Origin of the sequence: Mycobacterium sp. E183, from assembly GCF_001667735.1 — a bacterium.
GTDB lineage: Bacteria > Actinomycetota > Actinomycetes > Mycobacteriales > Mycobacteriaceae > Mycobacterium.
Genome location: NZ_LZJN01000091.1, coordinates 1 through 21,108, shown reverse-complemented (window position 1 = coordinate 21,108; position 21,108 = coordinate 1). Strand labels below are relative to the sequence as shown.

General features: G+C 65.3%; 17 protein-coding genes and 1 pseudogene. 8 read left to right on the top strand and 10 right to left on the bottom strand.

From position 1 onward, the window contains the following. A partial coding sequence (locus A5691_RS27220) for a protein kinase (RefSeq protein WP_304442286.1) occupies window positions 1-286 on the bottom strand: 286 nt, incomplete at its 3' end. A gap of 87 nt (window positions 287-373) precedes the next feature. Here A5691_RS27220 and A5691_RS28320 point away from each other — a divergent pair. Both A5691_RS28320 and A5691_RS09275 read left to right on the top strand, forming a co-directional pair. After that, window positions 374-1,690 carry a YncE family protein gene (locus A5691_RS28320; RefSeq protein WP_369827132.1) on the top strand — a complete coding sequence of 439 codons (1,317 nt, stop codon included), beginning with the start codon at window positions 374-376 and terminating at the stop codon, window positions 1,688-1,690. 181 nt (window positions 1,691-1,871) lie between these two features. After that, on the top strand, window positions 1,872-2,480 hold the full coding sequence (locus A5691_RS09275) for an LGFP repeat-containing protein (RefSeq protein WP_067889556.1): 609 nt from the start codon (window positions 1,872-1,874) through the stop codon (window positions 2,478-2,480). Window positions 2,481-2,507: 27 nt separating this feature from the next. On the opposite strand, the pseudogene A5691_RS28585 reads toward A5691_RS09275, so the two are convergent. After that, window positions 2,508-2,609 (bottom strand): annotated as a pseudogene (locus A5691_RS28585) (twin-arginine translocation pathway); the annotation flags it as partial. A 7-nt stretch (window positions 2,610-2,616) separates the two neighbouring features. Further along, on the bottom strand, window positions 2,617-4,302 hold the full coding sequence (locus A5691_RS09270; protein ID WP_067756400.1) for a GMC family oxidoreductase: 1,686 nt from the start codon (window positions 4,300-4,302) through the stop codon (window positions 2,617-2,619). Window positions 4,303-4,709: 407 nt separating this feature from the next. Between A5691_RS09270 and A5691_RS28315 the strand changes: the two genes are divergently transcribed. Both A5691_RS28315 and A5691_RS09260 read left to right on the top strand, forming a co-directional pair. Then, on the top strand, window positions 4,710-5,072 hold the full coding sequence (locus A5691_RS28315; RefSeq protein ID WP_197505006.1) for a lipoprotein LpqH: 363 nt from the start codon (window positions 4,710-4,712) through the stop codon (window positions 5,070-5,072). 233 nt (window positions 5,073-5,305) lie between these two features. After that, complete coding sequence (locus A5691_RS09260) at window positions 5,306-5,995, top strand: sensor domain-containing protein (protein ID WP_067756394.1); 690 nt, start codon at window positions 5,306-5,308, stop codon at window positions 5,993-5,995. A 1,019-nt stretch (window positions 5,996-7,014) separates the two neighbouring features. Here the strand turns inward: A5691_RS09260 and A5691_RS09255 are convergent. From A5691_RS09255 to A5691_RS09245, 3 genes are all read right to left on the bottom strand, one after another. Continuing rightward, on the bottom strand, window positions 7,015-7,245 hold the full coding sequence (locus tag A5691_RS09255) for a DUF6400 family protein (RefSeq protein ID WP_231975456.1): 231 nt from the start codon (window positions 7,243-7,245) through the stop codon (window positions 7,015-7,017). Window positions 7,246-7,576: 331 nt separating this feature from the next. Further along, entirely contained in the window at window positions 7,577-8,584 is a 1,008-nt protein-coding gene (locus A5691_RS09250) for a GTP-binding protein (RefSeq protein WP_068017988.1), read from the bottom strand. Window positions 8,585-8,756: 172 nt separating this feature from the next. Beyond that, window positions 8,757-10,124 (bottom strand): aldehyde dehydrogenase, encoded by a 1,368-nt coding sequence (locus A5691_RS09245; RefSeq protein ID WP_369827129.1) that lies wholly within the window; start codon window positions 10,122-10,124, stop codon window positions 8,757-8,759. 140 nt (window positions 10,125-10,264) lie between these two features. On the opposite strand from A5691_RS09245, the gene A5691_RS09240 reads away from it, so the two are divergent. From A5691_RS09240 to A5691_RS09225, 4 genes are all read left to right on the top strand, one after another. After that, window positions 10,265-11,194, top strand: coding sequence for an alpha/beta hydrolase (locus tag A5691_RS09240; protein WP_067756387.1), 930 nt, complete (start codon window positions 10,265-10,267; stop codon window positions 11,192-11,194). Window positions 11,195-11,331: 137 nt separating this feature from the next. Further along, window positions 11,332-11,949, top strand: coding sequence for a TetR/AcrR family transcriptional regulator (locus tag A5691_RS09235; RefSeq protein ID WP_067756383.1), 618 nt, complete (start codon window positions 11,332-11,334; stop codon window positions 11,947-11,949). A 284-nt stretch (window positions 11,950-12,233) separates the two neighbouring features. Continuing rightward, window positions 12,234-12,650: an MmpS family transport accessory protein gene (locus A5691_RS09230; protein WP_067756421.1), complete on the top strand. Its 417-nt coding sequence runs from the start codon at window positions 12,234-12,236 to the stop codon at window positions 12,648-12,650. Then, window positions 12,647-15,562: an RND family transporter gene (locus A5691_RS09225; protein ID WP_067756380.1), complete on the top strand. Its 2,916-nt coding sequence runs from the start codon at window positions 12,647-12,649 to the stop codon at window positions 15,560-15,562. The genes A5691_RS09230 and A5691_RS09225 overlap by 4 nt, the downstream gene beginning before the upstream one ends. Here A5691_RS09225 and A5691_RS09220 read toward each other — a convergent pair. From A5691_RS09220 to A5691_RS09205, 4 genes are all read right to left on the bottom strand, one after another. Further along, entirely contained in the window at window positions 15,555-16,337 is a 783-nt protein-coding gene (locus A5691_RS09220; RefSeq protein ID WP_067756377.1) for an SDR family oxidoreductase, read from the bottom strand. The genes A5691_RS09225 and A5691_RS09220 overlap by 8 nt on opposite strands. 65 nt (window positions 16,338-16,402) lie before the next feature. Beyond that, window positions 16,403-17,254, bottom strand: coding sequence for an ABC transporter permease (locus A5691_RS09215; RefSeq protein WP_067756374.1), 852 nt, complete (start codon window positions 17,252-17,254; stop codon window positions 16,403-16,405). Continuing rightward, window positions 17,254-18,111 (bottom strand): ABC transporter ATP-binding protein, encoded by an 858-nt coding sequence (locus tag A5691_RS09210; RefSeq protein WP_067756418.1) that lies wholly within the window; start codon window positions 18,109-18,111, stop codon window positions 17,254-17,256. The genes A5691_RS09215 and A5691_RS09210 overlap by 1 nt, the downstream gene beginning before the upstream one ends. A gap of 59 nt (window positions 18,112-18,170) precedes the next feature. Continuing rightward, window positions 18,171-21,108 (bottom strand): type I polyketide synthase (locus tag A5691_RS09205; RefSeq protein WP_156675677.1); only part of this gene is annotated, 2,938 nt, incomplete at its 5' end.

The following is a 21,108-nucleotide window of genomic DNA, read 5'->3' as shown; positions in this document are numbered from 1 at the left end:
CGCCTCCCGTCAAGCATTCGTAGAGCACGCAAGCAAGCGCGTAGATGTCCGAGCGTGCATCGGCCTCACCGACTTTGAAGCGCTCGGGTGCCATGTAGCGCAGCGTGCCCACCACCGCGTCCGTACCAGTCAGACCGGTCTCGCCGAGAACACGAGCGATCCCGAAATCGATCAGATACGCAAAGTCGGTGAGGCCGATGCACGCTCGGACATCTACGCGCTTGCTTGCGTGCTCTACGAATGCTTGACGGGAGGCGCCCCGTTTCCGGGCGACAGCATCGAGCAACAGTTGGCAGGGCATCTGTCGGCGCCGCCGCCGCGCCCTTCTGACTCCGGCGCGCCGCCGGCATTCGACGCGGTCATCGCCACCGGCATGGCCAAAGACCCTGCCCAGCGCTACGCCACCCCGGTTGACATGGCACGAGCCGCGCGCGATGCGATCACGGTGCCGCTACGCCGTCCGGACCCGAGCGCGCAGTCACACACCGCCACTGTCCCCACTCGAGTGGCCTCATGGCCGAGTGAGCCAACACGGCAAGGGCGGAAGCCATTGCACCCCGGTCCGCAGCAGGAGATAACCGGGAACCGCAAGCGCGCCAAGCGATCTTGGGTGGTCGCCGCCGCGGTGATTGGAGTGGTCATGGCGTTGGGGGCCGCGAGCCTATACTTTCTGCGCACACATACTTCAACGCACGGATCTCCTACATCAACGGCGGGATCTTCGCAGACGACGGGATCTGCGGCGGCGGCCGCGCCGCCGAGCGGGGGAGGCACGCCCAGTTCGGGGGTCATCGCAGTGCCGAGTGGTCCACCCACGGTCGCCACCTCGGTACGGGTAGGCAATGGCGCGTTTGGAGTCGCGGTCGACTCCGCCGGACACACCGCCTATGTCGCAAACACCGGTTCCAACTCCGTGTCGCTGGTCGATACCGGCAGTCGTACGGTCACAGCCACCATCGCGGTAGGACGCCACCCGGTGGGCGTGGCCGTGGATCCGTCGACCCGGACCGTCTACGTCACCAACTACGACGACTCCTCGGTGTCGGTCATCGACACCACCAACGGCACGGTCATCGCCAGAATCGGTGTCGGGAGCCACCCCGGCGGGGTAGTGGTCGACCCGGATGCCCGGATCGCCTATGTCACTAACGGTGATAGCGCATCGGTGTCGGTGATCGACGTGACAACGCATACCGTGACCGCGACGGTGCCTACCGGAAAAGGTCCAAGCCGGGTAGCCATCGATCGGACCGCGCACCGCTTGTTTGTCACCACTGCCGATCCCGCGGTGACGGTTGTCGATACCACGAACCGAACTGTCATCGGTACCGTTGCGCTTCGCGTCCACCCGGCCGGCATCGCCATCGACACCGCATCGCACACCGCCTATATCGCCAGCGGCGACGATGCATCGGTGTCCTTCGTCGACACCAACAGCCTGAGCGTCACCGCTAGTGTGCCTGTCGGGCAACGCCCCGCGGGGGTCGCAGTGGACCCCCCGACGAACACCGCTTACGTGGCCAACTACAGCGGTGGGTCCGTGTCGGTGGTCGACACCACCAAACGCATCGCCACCGGAATCCTTGCCGTCGGAAACAATCCGCTCGCCATCGCGGTCGACCCAAACACGCACTTCGCCTACGTCACCAGCGACCTTGACCATGGCTCGTTGACAGTGATCAAGCGCTGACGTCGGGGCCATCGCGCACCGGTGGATCTTTACTCGGTGCTCTGGCTTGCCGTCTATGACGGCGTTGTAAGTTCGTTCGGGCGATCGCCTGCGCAGTCAAGTGATTCGGTTTTGAAGGCACGTCCGGGCGAAAAGGTCAGCCGCAACTCGATCCACCACACGAAGACGCGAAAGGAAGCCTATGAGAACGATCGCAAACCGCCACGCGGCAATCGTCGGCCTGGCCGCCGTCGCGCTGATCCCTGTGGGCTGCAGCAATGGCAAGAGCGTCGACGCGTCGGCGCCGCCTCAGGTCGGGGTGAGCGCCACCTCCACCTCGAAAGCCCCGGCGCCGCCCACCGAGGTGAAGCTGATAGGGGAGCGCGACGTCGAGGTGACTCTGACCGGCCCGATCGCGGTCAAGTACTCGTCGGCAACCGAGGATCAGAAGAAGGCACTCGGCAAGCCGCTGACGGGTGACCGCAACGCGGGGACTCGGGACAGCGGCGTGGTGTTCCAGCAATTCCAGGGCGGCGCGATCACCGCCAGGAACGGCGCGGCGGGCACACCCGCGTACATCATCGTGGGCAAGATCCGGGAGGCCTGGAATGTCCCACGTGGCCCGGACGGCACGCCTGCGGTCACCGGCACTAACGGTTCCGCAGGTCCGCTGGGCTCGCCCACCAGCGACGTGAACGCCTTGGGCGACCTGCAGGTGTCGACCTTCGAGCACGGCAAGATCGAGTACAACCCGACGACCGGCCAGGTCGCGGTGACGGTGAACGACAAGGTCGTCCCGTCCGGGCTCTAGCTCGAATTGCGGGGAGCGCCCTGGCCCGCCATTTGGATGACTCGCATGGTCGAGGTTCCACTGGCCGCAATCGGGGGCCAGGACGTCGTTGGTGTCGACTTCGAGTCCGCCGACCTTCGGCCCTGGAGTGGCCGACTTATCCCACAATCGCCCGCGCTGCGCGCTCGGCGATGAGCATGACCGGCGCGTTGGTGTTGCCGGAAATGATGGTGGGTATAGCCGAGGCATCGACCACCCGAAGGCCTGCGACGCGATACACACGGCAGTCGGTATCGAGCACCGCGGCGGGCGCCCGTGGCCGACCGTGCGCGTCAAAGGCTCCCATCGCGCAGGTGCCCACCGGGTGGAAAATAGTCGTGCCGAGTTCACCGGCCGCATTCTGCAGGTCTTCGTCGCTCACCAGCTGCGGGCCGGGAAGCAACTCCTGCGGGCGGTAGCGGGCCAGAGCTGGCGCCGCCATGATCTGCCGGGTCATCCGAAGGCCCCGCACGGCGATTTGACGATCAACGTCGGTCGACAGGTAGTTGCAGAAGATCTTCGGATAGGTCAGGGGATCTGCACTGGCCATCCGCACATGGCCTCGCGAAGTGGGTCGCAGATTGCAGACCGAGGGAGTGATCGCGCCGAAGGGGTGCAGGGGTTCGCCGAACTTCGGCAACGACAAGGGCTGCACATGCCACTCCAGATCGGCACTTCCCAGCGCGGGGTCGCTCTTGGCGAAAGCCCCCAGGGTGGAAGGCGGCATCGTCATCGGCCCCGACCGCAACAGCAGGTATTGAAGCCCCATGCCCGCACGGGTGATCCAGTTCCTGTACAGGGTGTTGACGGTCGGGGCGCCCTGGACCCGGTAGATCGTTCGAAGCTGCAAGTGGTCTTGGAGGTTTTCGCCCACTCCTGGCAGATCGACGGCCACCGGCACTTGATGCTGGGCGAGCAGGCCGGCCGGGCCGAGACCCGAGACCTGCATCAGATGCGGCGAGCCAATCGCTCCGGCGCTCAGGATCACCTCGTTCCGGGCTCGGACGTCGACAATGTGGCCGCCTTTGAGCAACCGCACACCGGCGATGCGGTGCCGGGCCGTGGTCCAGGCGCCCCGGCGCTGATCCTCGAGGACCTGATCTTCCATCAGAAGCCGCAAGGCCTGGGTCTGCGTGTAGACGGTGAGATTCGGCCGGTGGGCGATGGGATGCAAGAAGGCATCGGCCATCGACCAGCGACGGCCGCGCCGTTGGTTGACGTGAAAGTACGCACAGCCGGCGTTGTCGCCCTGGTTGAATTCATCGATCGGGGAGATGCCCACCTGGGCGGCGGCGGCCTGCCAGGCGTCCAGGATCTTCCAGCGCACCCGCGGTAGCTCGACGCGGATCTCACCACCGGCGCCGTGCCAGTCGTCGGCTCCGCCGTAGTAGTTTTCCAACTCCCTGTAGATCGCCAGTGTCTCGCCGGGACTGTCCGGGCCACCCCAGAGCCAGCGCTCGTCACCGGTGGCCTGTGCCCAGAGCTCGTAGTCACTTGCCTGTCCGCGCATGTGGATCATCGCGTTGATCGACGAGCAACCGCCGATCACGCGGCCGCGTGCGTAGTGAATGCTGCGGCCGGCCAGGCCAGGGTCGGGCTCGGTCGTAAAGCACCAGTCGGTGCGGGGATTGGCGATGGTGTACAGGTAGCCCACCGGCACCTTGATCCAGAACCAGTCGTCTTGGCCGCCGGCCTCTATCAGGAGGACACGGCGATCAGGGTTGGCGCTGAGTCGATTGGCAAGCAGGCAGCCGGCGCTGCCTGCTCCCACGATGATGAAGTCGAATTCGGCCACCGGGTTCATTCCGGTATCGGTCCTCCACGGCGTCGGATACGAGTCCTAGTGTGCGCGATGACCACCACATCCCGTCGAGGAATGATTGGCCGTGACTGATGAGCGAGAACCGTTGACGGCAGGGCAGTACGCGTAGCTTTACTGCGAGCCCTCCAGTCTGGCGCAGCCTGCTGTCGCCGCAAGTTAGCAGGGGGTGTTTGGATACGATTGGCATGTGCGACGGCAGCCGCCGAGGCACCGGCCGGATTCTTTTTCAGTGCCGAATCTCGGTGCGCAGTTCACTTGTCAATCCTGCAGAGGACAACTCGCCATTGCCCAGATCAACGTCCTCCAGTGGAGCTACAGCCGCGATTCTGCTCCTTGTCGCTAGCATCCCAACAACGGCCTGCAGCCATCCATCGGTAACGGCTGCCTCGGTGAAGTCAACCACCACGTCAACCGATGCCTCTGCGACACATAGCGACTCATTGACGTTGGCCGGCAAAGCTCTCCCGCTGCATGACGTCCAATGCCGCGATATGGGCGGCGCGGTGATCGTCACGGCCAAAACGCAGTCCGGTGAAGGTGTCACCGTCGATGCCGCGGGCGGCAAGCTTGAAACTTTGGACTTCAGCGCCGGTGGTATCGCCTACTTCTGGGAGCCGACATCGACCGGAGGAGCACCGCCACCAACGCTGACGCGAGACGGTGACAATTACACCGTGACTGGCAAGATCAAACAGCTTCACGATTACACCAAGCTCAGTGATTTCACGTTTAGAGCAACCTGCCCGCGTTGAGCATCCTCGCCTCGGCGCGTTACCGGCCCGTCCAGCGACGACTTGGGATCGACTGTGCGCCACGGCCGTCCGTCCAGGAGGTCCGGGCGACCGGCTAACCAAATGACAGCAGCCACGATAGCGTGGGCACAATGTCGATTCAGGCGATGACCCAGAAGCACAGGGAGTGGCTTCGCACTTGGTGACGACTGATCAGTTTGGCGGCTAGGGGGACGATGCGAAGAACGAGGGGAATGAGCGCGCCGACAGGCAGCCATGCGCTCGCAATTGTGGCGCTGTCCGCGCTGACAGCCGGGTGCACGGTGACCGTCAGCGGGACAGTGGTAGCGGCTCCGACCATGGGTCATGCTCCTCAACCGCTGCCACCCGGTGCCCTGTCCGGATTGCTGCTCAGCCCGACCGAAATTGGCTCGATCATGGCCGCCCACATGGAGGTGGTCGACACCGGCGACACCATGTACACGAATCAGCCTCTCGCTGATGGATGTTTGGTCTGGGCCGAGGCACAGGATTACTCGTACCAAGGCAGCGGCTGGACGGCTGTGCGCGTGCAGAAGCTGAAGGACCGACGCGACAACGCCGATCATGTGGCATACCAGGCGGTGGTGTCGTTCCCGGGAGGCTTGGCCGCCCATGACTTCTACGCCAGCCAGGTCACGGGCTGGGCGAACTGCGATGACCGGCGCGTCGATCTCCACGACCCGGGAGACCCCACGGCGCACTACTGGACGCTGAGTAAGGCCCGCGCCGAGGAGGGCGTCTTGACGATAACGAGGGTCCAAGAAGACGGTGGAGGAGTTTGGGCGTGCCAACGCGCGTTGACGGCTTCCAACAACGTGGTGATCGATGTAAGCGCCTGCGCCGACAATGTCGGCGACCGGGGTGCGCAGATCGCAGAGCATATCGCGAAGAAGATTTCTTAAGCTTCGACAACCGAGCGGTCGGAGAGCGTCGACAAACGTCGGGAAAGTTGTCGACGCCTCGATCCACTAACCGCGAAATGAGCTGATACAGGAGAGGATAACGAATCCCAGGCGTAACTTGACATAATGTCGCTTATCGGCACAACGGGTATAGCCCGGTCGCAGACGAGAGCCGCCTTCGCGAGCCCCGACTTGCAATTACCCGGTCGAGCCGGCTATCGCGCCAACCGTGCGCCGGTACCCTCGCCCGCGTCATCGAGTGTGCGTTCAGGGCATCGAGTGTGCGCCCACGGCGGCGACACGCCCGATCGGCGCCCACCATAGGCGCACACCCAAATGAGCGTTGGGATGCGGCAGTTAAGTGGCAATTAAGTGGCCGGCACCCCCGATCCGGCTTTCCGCCTACCCAACCCCAAAACGTCACCGTGACGAAAGTCTATGCGGCTCAGCGGTATTGCGTCACTTACCGGCACGAAGCCTGCGAGGCGGTTTTCAGAAATGGGCCGCCTTCGCGAGATCTGGCCCACGAACCGCTCACCGGTGAGACGTCGACAGCCGGCGGCGCACCCCGCGGCATCGAGTGTGCGGTCAGGGCTTCGAGCGTGCGCTCACGGCGGCGACACGCCGACAAGCGCCGCCATGGGTGCACGCTCGATGGCACGAACATTCGGCGACCGGCTTCGCACGCCAACAAGCGACGCCCGCCGATCTCCGCTTCCCCGCCAAGGACCTCACCAATGCGTCACCGTGACGAATTACCCCGTCCCACCCCAGAGCCCTGGCCGGGAGGTCAGTTCGAATTGTGTCGCCAGCGCGTGGGGGCCGCGCTGCGATGCGTGTCGGTCGACCAGAGATGGCCGCAATCCGAGCACTGCAGATGCACCAGCGTGCCCCTGTTACTCAGGAGGTACTGCCAGTGCGTATCGCAGTTGCGGGTGCTTCGACAATCGCCACATCTGGCGCGGTGATCGCAGCGCGGACACGGCAACCATGCACGCCGGCCACGGTCGGCCGTCGGATCAATCGGTAGCACGAGCAGTCGTCCGTTCAGGCAACACGCCGGCGCGGACCAACGCGTCGTAGACCCGCTGCTGCTCCTCATCGAGATTCGAGTACAGCATTTCGTATGCCTTTTCTTCCTCTTCAAGCACGGCGACAGGGTCCCAGTCGTCACCCGTCGCTTCGAGCATCGCGCTGCGTCTACGCGCCTCGTCGAGGGTCAGGTCGTAGCCAAAGTCGAGGTCGGCCATCGCGCTCCCAGCCATTAGATATGCAAACGAATGGTAAGGATGGCCTAATTAGTGGCGCTCGGGCTATGAACTGGGTCACTATTGCCGCTTGACGTTGGTCACACCCGACTCCGGCACAGTGTGACACCGAGAATCCGACGAGCCACGCCGTGACGACGCGGCCGTCGGGCTGCTACCTGCCCGGAAGCGGGCCCCGGACCCTATCCCCCGTCCCCCAGGTCCGTCGCCGGCAATACGTCACTGTGACGAATATTGCTGCAGCGCAGGGTTATTCACGACTTAACCGCCGCGCGCAGGCCACGATCTCGAGCGAATTCAGCCGGATCGTTTCTCACGCACTCAGGCGCCGATAGCGGTCGAGCCGCCGCAGGGCCTGCGCCGACGCCCGCCCCGGGGCCGGCTGCAGCGCGCTGTCGACCCGCGCACGGACAGCATCGACGTCGAGATCCATTCCGATCGCCACAAGACGATTGGCCACGGCCCCCCGCGGCGCAGGCCCGATGTGGATTGCGCTACCTACCAGATTGACGACATAGCCATGAACGGTCGCGCGGTGGCGCACCGCCACGATCCCTTTCAGCCTGAACACCCGCGGCGGCGGATCTTCGAGAAGGTCGAACAGGGCATTGGGGTCGACGCATCCGGAGCTGCAGACGGCGACGGCGTCGGCATGGACGTGGTCATGGTCATGCTCGGGCGCCAGATCCAGGAACGAGAGCTGCCCAACCCGGCCGGACGTGGCGGACGCGTCGAAGAGTAGCTCCGGGGCTATCCGGCCACCCGTCGTCGCCACGACATGTATGCGCGGGTTACGTTGCGCGGCACGCTGTGTGACGCGTTGCACCATGGCCGCCCGCTCGCCCTCGGGCACCTGGTCGATCTTGTTGACGACGATCAGCGACGCCGCACCGTAGCGCACCGGCGGCAGGGCGCCGCAGTCGACGGTGTCGAAGTGGTTCACTGCGTCGACGACGTCGACAAGCCCGCCCGGGCGAACCCCGCGGATCTCACTGAAGCCGATGATCCGCGCGATAGCCACTGGGTCGGCCAGACCGCTGGCCTCGACGACGATGGCATCGAGGCGCCGAGCCGGGTTGGCGAGCTTGATGAGTGCGTCGTCGAGCCCACCGCCGTCGGGCAGGCAACAGATGCATCCTCCGGCGATCGACGCTGGCTCGTCGACCTGGCCGGCGACCAAGGCGGCGTCGATGTTGATGTCGCCGAAGTCGTTGACCACCACACCTATTCGCGTGCGAGGATGGCGTAACAGGTGGTTGAGCAACGTCGTCTTGCCGGCCCCGAGATGACCAGTGAGGGCGATGACGGGTACCGCAGCCACGCCTCACCCTCCACTTCGACGTCCGGACATCCGATGCTAACCGGCGCAGCTTGATCGGTGTGCTCGCCGCCGGGTCGGAGTCCAGCGTTGCCGACAAAGCTCAGCAAGGAGCCGCGGCTACCGCCGCGACCGGGGCGGCGAGACTGACATCGACGCCCAGCCCATCGGCCGGTCAGCCGCCGGGCGCCGACCAGTGCACCACCTTCATGGCGGTCATCTCGTCGAGTAGTTCGGGCCCGAAGCCGAAGCCCGCGCCGCTGGCACGGCGGGGTTCGGAGGCGCCGCCCGGCGCACCGCCGAAGACGTCGTTGATCTTGACGGTCCCCACGGGAAGCTTGCGCCACGCCTCCTGGGCGTGCGCCATGCCGCCGGTGAGCACGGTGGCGGCCAAGCCGTATCGGTCGTCGGCGGCTTCGGCCAGTGCCGTGGCGAAGTCGGGCACCACCCGTACCGGCGCGATGGGACCGAACGTTTCCTCGCGCATGATGAGCATGTCGGGCGTGCAGTCGGTCAACACCGTCGGCGGGTAGAACGAACCCGGCCCGGGTCGCGGCTCGCCGCCGACCAGAACGTGGGCCCCGGCGCGGGTGGCCTCCTCGACATGCGTGTGCACGTGCTCGCGATGGCGCTCGTCGACCAGCGGTCCGATGCGGTCGGCCCACGCGATCGCCTCGTCGATCAACGCGTTGAGGAATGCGTCGGCGATCGATTGCACGACATAGACCCGCTCCACCGAGACGCAGATCTGTCCGGCATTCGCGAAGGCACCGAGCGCCGCCTGCCCCGCCGCCCACGCCGGATCCACGTCGGCGTCGACGATCAACGGATCGTTTCCGCCGTTCTCCAGCAGGGCCTTCGCGCCCCGCTCGGCGCAGGCCCGCGCGATCTCTCGGCCCGTCGCACTGCTGCCGACGTGCGCGACGACATCGACCAGCTCCGCGGCCGCCAACCGTTCCCCGACGGTGCCGTCACCGTCCACGATTTCGAGGACACCGTCGGGCAACCGCGCCGCCAGCAGCTCGGCGAAGCGCCGGCCCGTCTGCGGGCAGCGCTCGCTGGGCTTGTGCACCACAGTGTTCCCGGTAACCAGGGCCGCTCCGAGCAGTCCGGCCGCCACCGCCACGGGATCGTTCCACGGCGTGATCACCGCAACGACGCCGCGCGGCTGGGGCACCATCAAATCGGTTGCGGACCAGCCGCCCTGCAGGGCGCTGCCGCGGTGCAACGGTCCGAGTTGGGCGTACTGAAGGAGCGTGTCGATGCCCGCGTTCACGCCGCCACGCGCGTCGCCGCTCAGCTTGCCGGTCTCTCGCTCGTTCAGTTCGGCGAGTTCGTCAGCCGCGGCCCGTAGGTCGCCCGCTGCGGCCGCCACGGCGGCGGCGCGTTCGGCCGGCGACGTGCGGGCCCAGTCGCCGGCGGCGGCCGCCGCACGCCTGACCGCTTCATCACAGTCGGCCGGCTCGGTGATCGGCACCTGGGTGACGGTGTCACCGGTGCGCGGATCCAGGACGCTGATGATCTTGGTAAGGGTCGAAGCCACGACAGCGGATACCCTGCCCCAGGCTCGACCAATCAGCGACCGGCAAGAATCCCTGGTCAGCGCGGTGAAGAACGCCTCGGGACGCCATGCCGATCCGGTATGGTCGGCGTGTCCGCGAGCGGAAGAAACAGAGGGCTTCGATGGCAAAACGGTTCCCCGGCAACGCCTTTACCTCATCGCAGGCGGTGGATCCGGGTCTGCGCAAGGTTGCCCGGTTCCTTCCGCGTGGGTATGCGCTCCAGCGCGGGCTCAAAGTCCAGCGGACGATCATGAACTTTTTCGGAACGGCCGGCCGGTTGCGGGACGTGCCGGAAGCGACGGTCGACGAGCACGTCACGGTTCGTCTGCATCGTCCGGTCGATCTTCCCGGCCGCGCCCCGGCCATGTTGTGGGTCCACGGCGGCGGGACCATCATGGGTCGCGCCGCCCAGGACGACAAGTTCCTGCGCAAGCTGTCGAACCGCACCGGTGTCGCGATCGCGGCGGTGGAACATCGCGTGGCACCCGAACATCCGTACCCGATCCCGGTCGAGGACTGCTACGCGGCGCTGCGGTGGCTCGCACGCCAACCATGGGTGGACCCCGATCGGCTCGCCGTCGGCGGGGCCAGCGCCGGCGGGCTCTTCGCGGCCGCGGTGGCGCAACGGGCTCACGACCGCGGTGACGTCAAACTCGCCTTCCAGATGCTGGTGTATCCCATGCTCGACGATCGGACCGGCGCCGAACGCAGCGGTCAGAGGCGCATCATGTGGACCGAGACCGACAACCAACTGGCGTGGCGCTGGTATCTCGGCGGCGCCGACGCCAAAGAGGCCGCCCCGTCGCGGCGGGACGATCTCTCCGGACTGCCGCCGGCGTGGATCGGGGTCGGAACGTTGGACCTCTTCTACGAGGAGTGCCGGCAGTACGCGCGGCGCCTGCGGGAGGCGGGCGTCCCCGTGCACGAGGAGATCGCTCCCGGCGCGTTTCACGCCTTCGACCAGATTGTGGATAACGCGCCCGTGTCGGTGAAATTCTTCGCGAGCCAGTGCGATCACCTTCGCGACGCGCTCGCCCCATCCGCGGCATAAACCGCGCGCGCAGCGGCCGACCCGCTTGTGCGCGAACACTTTCCGCCCAGCGCAGCGCAGGCGAACGGGATGCCGGCAGACGCCTGGACGGCGAATGCCGTCACTTTTTGACTGCAAAGTGTGCAGAATGTGCAACTATGGACGCCGTGGTCGTCAATCAGATGGGTCTACGCGAGCGCCGTCGCCGCCAAACGAGCGCGGACATCCGCGACGCCGCGGTGCGCCTCACGGTGGAACGCGGCTACGACAAGGTCACCATCGACGAGATCTGCGCCGAAGCCGGCATCTCGACGCGCACCTTCTTCAACTACTTCCCCAACAAAGAATCGGCGATCGCCTACGGGCCGTCCGACATACCCCCCGAACTGGTAGCGGATTTCGTCGCCGCCGGCCCTGCCCCGTACTCGGAGGTGCTGGCGGAGCTGATCACGCTGGCCGCCCACCATCTTCGCGACGTGCCCCCACGCCGCGAACACGCAGCACACATGCTCGAACTCGCCAAAACCTCGCCGGCGGTGCTGGCCGCGTTCCTCGCCGACCTGGAACGGTTTCAAACTCACCTGACCGACATCGTCGCCCGCCGCCAGGGCATGCAACCCGACGACGAAATCGTCGCGCTGATCGCCGCGCTGGCGCTGACGGCGGTGCGCTCCGGCATCGAGCGGTGGTCGAGGGGCGAGGGCGACGCCGACGACACGCCGATGCCCCATGTCGAGCGAGCGGCCGCGCTGGTCAACAGCATCTTCACGAAGTGACCTGAAACACCGACCGCAATCGTTGCATGGTGTGCAACAAATGCACAGTATGTACTATGCTCTGTTCTGCGGTACTCGGGAACGCCTCCGCGTCGCACGGCGCGTGTCGCACTGGGGGCGACGACCGGCGTTCTCGTGAGACCGCTACCTCTGACCATCGAACCTGTACGGACCGAGGCGACCGCCGAAACCGTTGCGGCGCACCGTAAGCCGTCGCGCATGACTGACCACGTCACGATCGGATGACGAGGAAGGGAATTCCCTAGGTGCAGATCTCGAAGGTTATGCGCAACACATGGTTGCCGCTGCTGATCGTCGCGGTCCTGGTCATCGGTGGCTTCGCGGTGGCGCGGGTCAAGTCGTTCTTCGGAGCCCACGACACGGGCATCATGACGAGCCCACGGCTGGACGATTCCAAGCCGTTCAAGCCGAAGGTCGTCAAGTACGAGGTCTTCGGCACGGCCAGCACGGCCAACGTGAACTATTTGGATTTGTCTGCCGACCCGAAGCGGGTCGACGGTGCGCCCTTGCCGTGGACGCTGGTGCTCAGCACGACTGCCCCATCGGTCTTCCCGAACCTCTCGGCCCAAAGCGACGGCAATTCGTTGGGCTGTCGCATCACCATCGACGACGAAGTCAAGGCCGAGAACCAAACCAACGGCGTGCACGCCCTGACCTTCTGCTTGGTGAAATCCGCATGAGCGCACACTTCGATGACGCCCGCACCGACACCATTCCCGTGGCCGACGAACCGGTACGGGAAAGAATCCCGCGGATCATCCGAACCTTCGCGGTTCCCATCATCATCGGCTGGATCGCGCTCATCGCGGTGCTCAATGTCGTCGTTCCTCAGCTGGATGAGGTCGGGAAGATGCGCTCGGTGGAGATGACTCCCGACGACGCGCAGTCGGTCGTCGCGACCAAGCGCATGGGCGCAATCTTCAACGAGTACAAGTCCAACAGCTCGGTGATGATCGTGCTCGAGGGACAGAATCCCCTCGGCGCCGACGCCCACGCCTACTACGACCAAATGGTCAAAAAGCTCGATGCGGACACCAAACACGTCGAGCACGTGCAGGACATGTGGAGCGATCCCCTGACCGGGGCGGGCGCCCAGAGCAACGACGGCAAGGCGGCCTACGTCCAGGTGTATCTGGCCGGCAACCAGGGCGAAGCCCTGGCCAACGAATCGGTCGAGTCCGTCCAGAACATCGTCAAGAGCCTGCCCCCGCCGCACGGAGTTAAGGCGTACGTCACCGGGCCCGCCGCGCTGTCGGCGGATCAGCACACGGCAGGTGACCGCAGCCTGCAGCTCATCACCGCGGCCACGTTCACGGTCATCATCGGGATGCTGCTCCTGGTCTACCGGTCGGTGGTCACCGTGTTGCTCACGCTGGTGATGGTCGTGTTCGAACTTTCGGCCGCCCGCGGGATGGTCGCTTTTCTGGGCTACTACAAGATCATTGGGCTCTCGACCTTCGCCACCAACCTGTTGGTCACGTTGGCGATCGCGGCCGCCACCGACTACGCGATCTTCTTGATCGGCCGATATCAGGAAGCCCGCGCGGTCGGCGAGTCACGCGAAGACGCGTACTACACGATGTACAAAGGCACCGCACACGTGGTGCTCGGCTCGGGTCTGACCATCGCCGGCGCGACCTTCTGCCTGCACTTCACCAACCTGCCCTATTTCCAGACGCTGGGCATCCCGCTGGCCATCGGCATGGTGGTCGTCGTGGCGGCGGCGCTCACGCTCGGGCCCGCGGTGATCTCGGTGGCCACCCGCTTCCGCAGGACGCTGGAACCCAGACGGACACAACGCATTCGCGGGTGGCGCAAGATCGGCGCGCTCGTGGTTCGGTGGCCGGGACCGATCCTGGTGGTGACGATAGGGATCGCCCTCATCGGCTTGCTCACCCTCCCCGGGTACCGCACCAACTACAACGACCGCAACTACCTGCCGGCCGACCTGCCCGCCAACGAGGGTTACGCGGCCGCGGATCGGCACTTCTCCCAGGCGCGGATGAATCCCGAAGTGCTGATGATCGAAAGCGACCACGATCTGCGCAACTCCGCGGACTTCCTGGTGATCGACAAGATCGCCAAGACGGTTTTCCGGGTGCCCGGAATCGGCCGCGTGCAAGCCATCACCCGGCCGCAAGGCACGCCGATCGAGCACACCTCGATCCCGTTCCAGATCAGCATGCAGGGCGTCACCCAGCAGATGAACCAGAAGTACCAGGAAGATCAGATGGCCGACATGCTGCACCAGGCCGACATGATGCAGACGACCATCGACAGCATGGAAAAGATGTCGAGCATCACCGCGCAGATGGCCAACGACATGCATCAGATGGTCAAGAAGATGCACGACATGACCATCGACATCAACGAATTGCGCCAGCATATGGCCGATTTCGAGGACTTCTTCCGGCCGATCCGCAGCTACCTCTACTGGGAACGGCACTGCTACGACATCCCGGTCTGCTGGTCGCTCCGCTCGGTCTTCGACGGCCTGGACGGCATCGACATCATGACCGATGACATCGAGAGCCTGCTGCCGATCATGGACCATCTGGACACGCTGATGCCCCAGATGGTGGCGCTGATGCCTTCGATGATCGAAAACATGAAGGCCATGAAAACGACGATGCTGACCATGTATTCGACCCAGAAGGGTCTGCAGGATCAGCAGAACGAGGCGCAGAAGAACTCCAACGCGATGGGTAAAGCGTTCGACGCGTCCAAGAACGACGACTCGTTCTACCTGCCGCCGGAGACCTTCAACAACGCCGAGTTCAAGAAGGGGATGAAGAACTTCATCTCCCCCGACGGCCATGCAGTGCGCTTCATCATCAGCCATGACGGCGATCCGATGTCGCAGGAAGGCATTTCGCACATCGGCGCCATCAAGAAGGCCGCCTACGAAGCGCTCAAGGGCACGCCGCTGGAGGGCTCGAAGATCTATCTCGCGGGCACCGCGTCGATCTACAAAGATCTCAGTGACGGCAACACCTATGACTTGCTGATCGCCGGAATCTCGTCCCTGTGCTTGATTTTCATCATCATGCTGCTCATCACGCGGGGCGTGGTGGCGTCGGCCGTCATCGTGGGCACCGTCCTGCTCTCGCTGGGGGCGTCGTTCGGCCTGTCGGTGTTGATCTGGCAGCACCTCATCGGCATCGAGCTGCACTGGATGGTGCTCGCCATGTCGGTCATCATCCTGCTTGCCGTGGGCGCGGACTACAACCTGCTGTTGGTGGCGCGGTTCAAGGAGGAGATCTACGCCGGCCTGAACACCGGAATCATCCGGTCGATGGGCGGCACGGGTTCGGTCGTCACCTCGGCGGGACTGGTGTTCGCCTTCACGATGATGACGATGGCGGTCAGTGAGCTGACTGTCATCGGTCAGGTCGGTACCACCATCGGATTGGGTCTGCTGTTCGACACCCTGATCGTCCGGTCGCTGATGACGCCGTCGATCGCCGCGTTGCTGGGCAAGTGGTTCTGGTGGCCGCAACGGGTGCGGCAACGCCCGGTGCCGTCGCCGTGGCCCAAGCCGAGCACAGAGAAGGCACCCGAGGAGGCCGAAATCCTCGCTCCCGTCAGGTAACCCAGTCCGGTTGCCCGCCGGTGTCCACCGCGGAGAAGTCCTTGTGGCCCAGGCCGGCGGTGGTGCCGCCGTCGACGACGAACTCCGAGCCGGTCGAGTAGCTCGACTCGTCGCTGGCCAGGTAGACCACCAGACTGGAGACCTCCTCGGGCTGGGCGATCCGGCCCAATGCGGTCTGGAAGATGTCTTCGGGGACCCACTCGGTCATCGGCGTCTTGATGAGCCCGGGATGGATCGAGTTCACCCGAATCCCACTGGGCCCCAACTCGAGTGCCGCCGATTTGGTCAAGCCCCGGACGGCGAATTTTGTTGCGGTGTAACCGTGGCAGGCGATCGTGCCGGCGATCCCCTCGATGGAGGAGATGTTGATGATCGACCCCCGTCCGGCTTCCTTCATGGGTCTCACCACGGCGCGGATGCCCAGGAAGACGCCCGTCAGGTTGATGTCGAGGATGCGCTGCCACTCCGAGAGCGCGTAGTCCTCGAACGTGCCGATGTTGATGATGCCCGCGTTGTTGACGAGCACGTCGAGATGGCCGAACTCGCTCAGGGCGGTGGCCACCGCGGCGTCCCAGTCCTCGGGTTTCGTCACGTCCAGGTGCAGATAGCGGGCGGCGTCCCCGACCTCGGCCGCGACCGCCTTGCCCTCGTCGTCGAGGATGTCACCGAACACCACCTTGGCTCCCTCGGCCACCAGCGTCCGCACGTGCGAGGCCCCCATCCCCCGCGCGCCACCGCTGATCAGCGCGACCTTCCCGGCCAACCGTTCTGCCACTGTGATTCTCCTGTCGTGTGGGTCCTAAGCACCATACGTACAGGAGTCAACGTATGGCCATTGGCCTATTTTTTGTCCGACCACCGGAAAACCGTCAGGCAGGCGATCAGCCCGCCCACGCTCCATGCGGTCAATACGAAGAACGTCGGCCAGTGTTCCCAGCTGCCGGCCGGTTCGAAGGCGGCCATGTTCGACGGCAAGAGCACCGACCGGAAACCCTGGGCCATCCACTTCACCGGGAACACAGAGCCGAGGGTCAACATCCACGCCGGCAACGCGACGAGCGGAACATAGGTGCCCGACACGAACTGCAAGGCGACCCCGGGGCCGTTGGTCAGGACAGCCGCCGAAACCGCGGTGCTCGCAAAATTACTCACGAAAATGCCCAGTAACGAGCAGCTGATGATGCCCATCAGGAACACCCACGTCAGGGTGAACCACCCAAAAGCATCGGTTGGTAGATGGAGTTTGAAGACCAGCACACCCACCGACAACAGCACGACGGCCTCGGCCAGGCTGGCGACGGCAACCAGGGCGATCTTTCCGACGAAATACGACGACGCGGTCGTCGGAGTCCCCCGCAGCCGCCTCAGCGCGCCGCTCTCCCGGTCGGCGGCAACGCTGATACCGAGATTGATGAAGGACGTGGACAGGATTCCGTAAGCGAGGATGCTCGCAGCGAGCACGGCACCGGTGCTGGTGTCGCTGTGCGGCATCTTCGTCGAAAAGATCGAACCCAACAGAATGCCGATCACGGCAGGCATCGAAAACGTGAGGACCAACTGCTCCGGCCGGCGGTAGAACATTTTCAGCTCGGGCACGATGCGCGACACCCCGATGCGGAGCGGACCGGGGAGCGGCGCCTCGAGCGTGCGGTGGCGCTGCGGTGACGAACCCTGCGCTTGGTCGATGCCCATCACGCCTCGCCGATCAACCGCAGATAAGCGTCTTCGAGCGTCGGCCGGGAGACCGTCAGCTGAGCCAATTCAGCCCCGTCCTTCGACCGCTGCCTGATCAGGTCGGTCGGGCGATCCGTCTCCTCCACGTGGACGCGGCCTGCCTCCACCCACCGGACCGTAGCGGCGGAGCTGACGTACTCGGTCAGTCTTGCCGGTGAGTCGACCGCCACCACCCTGCCGTCGGCCAGGACTGCGACCCGGTCCGCCAGGGCGGCGGCCTCCTCCAGGTAGTGGGTGGTCAACAGGATGGTCGTGCCATCGCTCGCCAGTAATCTGATGAGGTCCCAGAATCGTCGCCGGGCATCCGGATCGAAGCCGGTCGTCGGTTCGTCCAGGAAGAGCAATTCGGGCATGCCGATGATGCCGAGGGCGACGTCCAAACGACGGCGCTGCCCACCTGACAGCGTCCTCACCCGGGCGTGGGCAACCGAGGTCAGCCCGACGAGTTCGAGTGTCTCCCCCGGAACCCGTGCCCTCCCATAGCATTTCGTCAGCATCTGAACGGTTTCCGCGACGGTCAGCATCCCCGCGTCGCTGACTTCTTGCAGCACGATGCCGATCTTGGCGCGCCAGCAGCGGCCGGCGGTTCCGGGATCTTCGCCCAACACCCGCACGTCTCCGGCATCTCGCTGTCGATGGCCCTCCAGGATTTCGATCGTCGTTGACTTTCCCGCGCCGTTGGGCCCCAGGATGGCGAAGATCTCGCCGTAGCCGACGTCGAGATCCACGTCGCGCACCGCGGGCCGGTGCCCGTAGGCCTTCGACAAGCCTCGAACGTGCACCGCGCGGGGCTGTTCCGCGTGCTTGACCGCGATCGGCTCGGCCTTCTCGGCCGGCTGCTCGTGTCGCGCCGACCGTGCCCGCCCGGGAGCGTTCACGCGTGCGTTCCTCCCGGGTCCTGTTGGTCGGCCTGCGTTTCGAGGTCGACCAGCAGTGCCCGAAGTTCGTCCTGAGAGAACTGCTCTACCAAGCGGTCGACCTCGTCGGCCGCGATGCGCTCCGGACGCGGGTCGCTGACCGGGGATGCGTCTGCGCCTCCCAGTTGAAGCCGGCCAAGTATGCGAACGGCCAGTTCGTTGACGCTTACGCCCCTGAGCAGTTCCAGCACCGGCAGTTCGACGGCGAACATCGCGTGGATCCGGGCCCTGAAATCCATTGCCATCATCGAGTCCAGGCCGAGGTCGTCGAGGGCGTCGTCGGGCCCGATATCGGCCGGGGTGAGGTCGAAGACCGCGGAGCCGATTTGTCGAACCAGGCGGGCGACCATGTCGAGCCTGTCGGCTTCCGGGCATGCCGCGAGGGAATCCAGGACGGATGTCTCGCCCTCGGCTTCGGCCGGCGAGGCTTCGGCCGCGCCCAGTTCGGAGAACATCGGCGGCAACTGCCCGACCAGGCCGACGCGACGGGCCAGCGTCCAATCGGCGGTGATGGCGATGACGTTGGGTACCTGCTGATTGATGAGCCGATCCAGGATCCGGGCGCCCGCCGCGGGGGTGATCAGCTCGATTCCCCGCTGGGCGTAGATCTTTTCGAGCTTGAGCTCTTCGACCATGCCGACCGACCACGGACCCCAACCGATCGTGGTGGCCGGCAATCCCTCGGCCCGTCGATGATGCGCGAAGGCGTCGAGGAATGCGTTGGCGGCGGCGTAGTTTCCCTGACCGGGTGAGGCGATGACCGACCCGGCGGACCCGAACATCACAAAGAAGTCGAGGTGCTGTTCCTTGAAAGCGTTGTGCAACACGCGAGTACCCGCGACTTTGGGCGCCATCACCTTGGTGAAATCCGCTTCGGTCATGTTGACCAACAGTTGGTCGTGGACTGAACCCGCGGCGTGGACGATTCCACGAACCGGCCGGCCCTCGTCTCGGATGTGGTCACCCAGCCACGCCCGCACCTGGTCGGCGTCGGTGATGTCCACGCTGGCCGTCGTCACTCGCGCGCCGAGGCGCTCGATCTGCCGGATCGCTTCGACGGTTGACCGGTGCTTGTGGTCGTGGGACAGCAACGGCCAGCGGCTCCTTGGCGGGAGTTCGCTTCGGCTCAGCAGGGCGATATGCCGCGCGCCCCGCTCGGCAAGGTACGTCGCGACGACGCGTCCGAGGGCTCCCGCTCCGCCCGTGACGACGTAGCTGGCATCGGGTGCGAGTCTGGTCGGGAAGGCTTTCGAGAGGCTGCTGGCCGGGCGCAGGCGCGGGACGAACGTGGTGTGGCCGCGGATGGCGATCTGATCTTCGGCGTCGTCATCGAGAACGTGGTCGCAGATGCGCGCGGCAGTCGCGACGTGATCGTCGGCGGCGTCGATGTCGACCAGCCCGCCCCATTGTTTGACCAATTCCTGGTGGCCCACGACGCGGCCGAGTCCCCAGATGACCGCTTGTTCGACCGCGATCGTCTCGGTCCCCGGCGCCGGTTGCGCGTTCGCGGTGATCAAGTACAGGCGCGGCTGGACGGTGTCCCGCTCCGCGAGGGCTTTCACGACGTGCATGACCGTGAAAACGCCGATGCTATCGACCGTTTCGGCCGGGACACCGTTGTGCGCCGGTTCGCCATCCGGATGTGCGGGCATATCCAACGGCCAGCAGTCGACGATGCCCGCGAGGTTGCCCTCTGCGGCGAGGTGGGTTTCGAGCAGCTGATGTAGCTGACGCGGCTGTCTCGGGTTCACCGCATATCCGCCGTCGATTTCGGTGAGCGCTTCGACGGGTCGGTGTTCGACAAGGCGAACGTGCTGGCCCCTGCGGCGCATCTGTTCCGCAAGCGCTGAGCCCACGCCCGCCGCGTCGACGAAGACGAGCCAGGACATGCCCTCGGCGGCGATCGAGTTCTCGCGTTCATCGTGGACGCCGGAATGCGCGACCCACTGAACCTCGTAGAGTCCCCTGTCCACGCGCTCGGGCGAGATGTGCGACGACGCGGCGAGTGACTGCACGGTGAAGCCGTTGAAGACAGCGAGCGGCCGCCCGTCGGCCCCTGTGACGGTGATGTCGCTTTCGATCTCATCGGCGGTCGCCGACACGACACGCACGTGGACGGACATGCTTGGGCCGGCAGAGCCGTATATGGCGCTTTGCCGGATCCGCACGGGAAGGTAGGGACTTTCGTTCGCCTCGCCCCCGAAAAGCGGCGCGCCGAGCAGGGTCTGGAAGGCGCCGTCGATGAGGGCCGGATGAAATCGGTACCGGTCGACTTCGTCGGCGAGCGCTTCCGGAATGGTCATCCGGGCTGTCGCCCAACCGTCTCCGGCCGTCGCCCCGGTGATTGTCTGGAACGCTTCGCCATAGCTCAGTCCCACGGCTCGGGTACGCGCGTAGAACTCGTCGCCGTCGATCGTTGTCGACTCGCCCGCGCCGGTGGGGCTGTCGCAGCGTCCGGGCGATCTCGGAAGTATGTTGAGTTGCGCCGTCGCCGTCAGCGTCCACTTCAGGTCCCCGCCCGCGGTAGCAGTGAAAGCGGTGAACTCCAGGGCGCCGGTGTCCTGATCGAGGGTCGTCCTGAGTATGGGGTCACACGTGTCGTCAAGAACGAGAGCCCGTCTCAGCGTCAGGTTCTCGACGCTGTGGTGAGCTGACCCATACGTTTGTTCGCCGGCCGCGAGGGCCATTTCGATGAATACCGCCCCGGGTACCAGGACACTGCCCTCAACCCGGTGATCCCCGAGGAAGGGCAACATCGCGGTGCTCAACTCCGCTTCCCAGGTGGGGTGCACCGCGCCGCTCACCGGTTGCCCGAGCAGGGGATGCACCGGGTTGTAGTGCAGGTCCTCCGCGGCTTCCTGCGTTTCGTTCCAATACCGTTTGGACTGCCATGGG

What these genes read in the sequence shown, in the direction of transcription:
- A5691_RS09255 (WP_231975456.1), bottom strand. Translation starts at nt 7,245, where the DNA reads ATGGCCGACCTCGACTTTGGCTACGACCTGACCCTCGACGAGGCGCGT.
- A5691_RS09270 (WP_067756400.1), bottom strand. Translation starts at nt 4,302, where the DNA reads ATGAACCCGGTGGCCGAATTCGACTTCATCATCGTGGGAGCAGGCAGC.
- A5691_RS09275 (WP_067889556.1), top strand. Translation starts at nt 1,872, where the DNA reads ATGAGAACGATCGCAAACCGCCACGCGGCAATCGTCGGCCTGGCCGCC.
- A5691_RS09230 (WP_067756421.1), top strand. Translation starts at nt 12,234, where the DNA reads ATGCGCAACACATGGTTGCCGCTGCTGATCGTCGCGGTCCTGGTCATC.
- A5691_RS09235 (WP_067756383.1), top strand. Translation starts at nt 11,332, where the DNA reads ATGGACGCCGTGGTCGTCAATCAGATGGGTCTACGCGAGCGCCGTCGC.
- A5691_RS09240 (WP_067756387.1), top strand. Translation starts at nt 10,265, where the DNA reads ATGGCAAAACGGTTCCCCGGCAACGCCTTTACCTCATCGCAGGCGGTG.
- A5691_RS09225 (WP_067756380.1), top strand. Translation starts at nt 12,647, where the DNA reads ATGAGCGCACACTTCGATGACGCCCGCACCGACACCATTCCCGTGGCC.
- A5691_RS09260 (WP_067756394.1), top strand. Translation starts at nt 5,306, where the DNA reads ATGAGCGCGCCGACAGGCAGCCATGCGCTCGCAATTGTGGCGCTGTCC.
- A5691_RS28320 (WP_369827132.1), top strand. Translation starts at nt 374, where the DNA reads ATGGCCAAAGACCCTGCCCAGCGCTACGCCACCCCGGTTGACATGGCA.
- A5691_RS09215 (WP_067756374.1), bottom strand. Translation starts at nt 17,254, where the DNA reads ATGGGCATCGACCAAGCGCAGGGTTCGTCACCGCAGCGCCACCGCACG.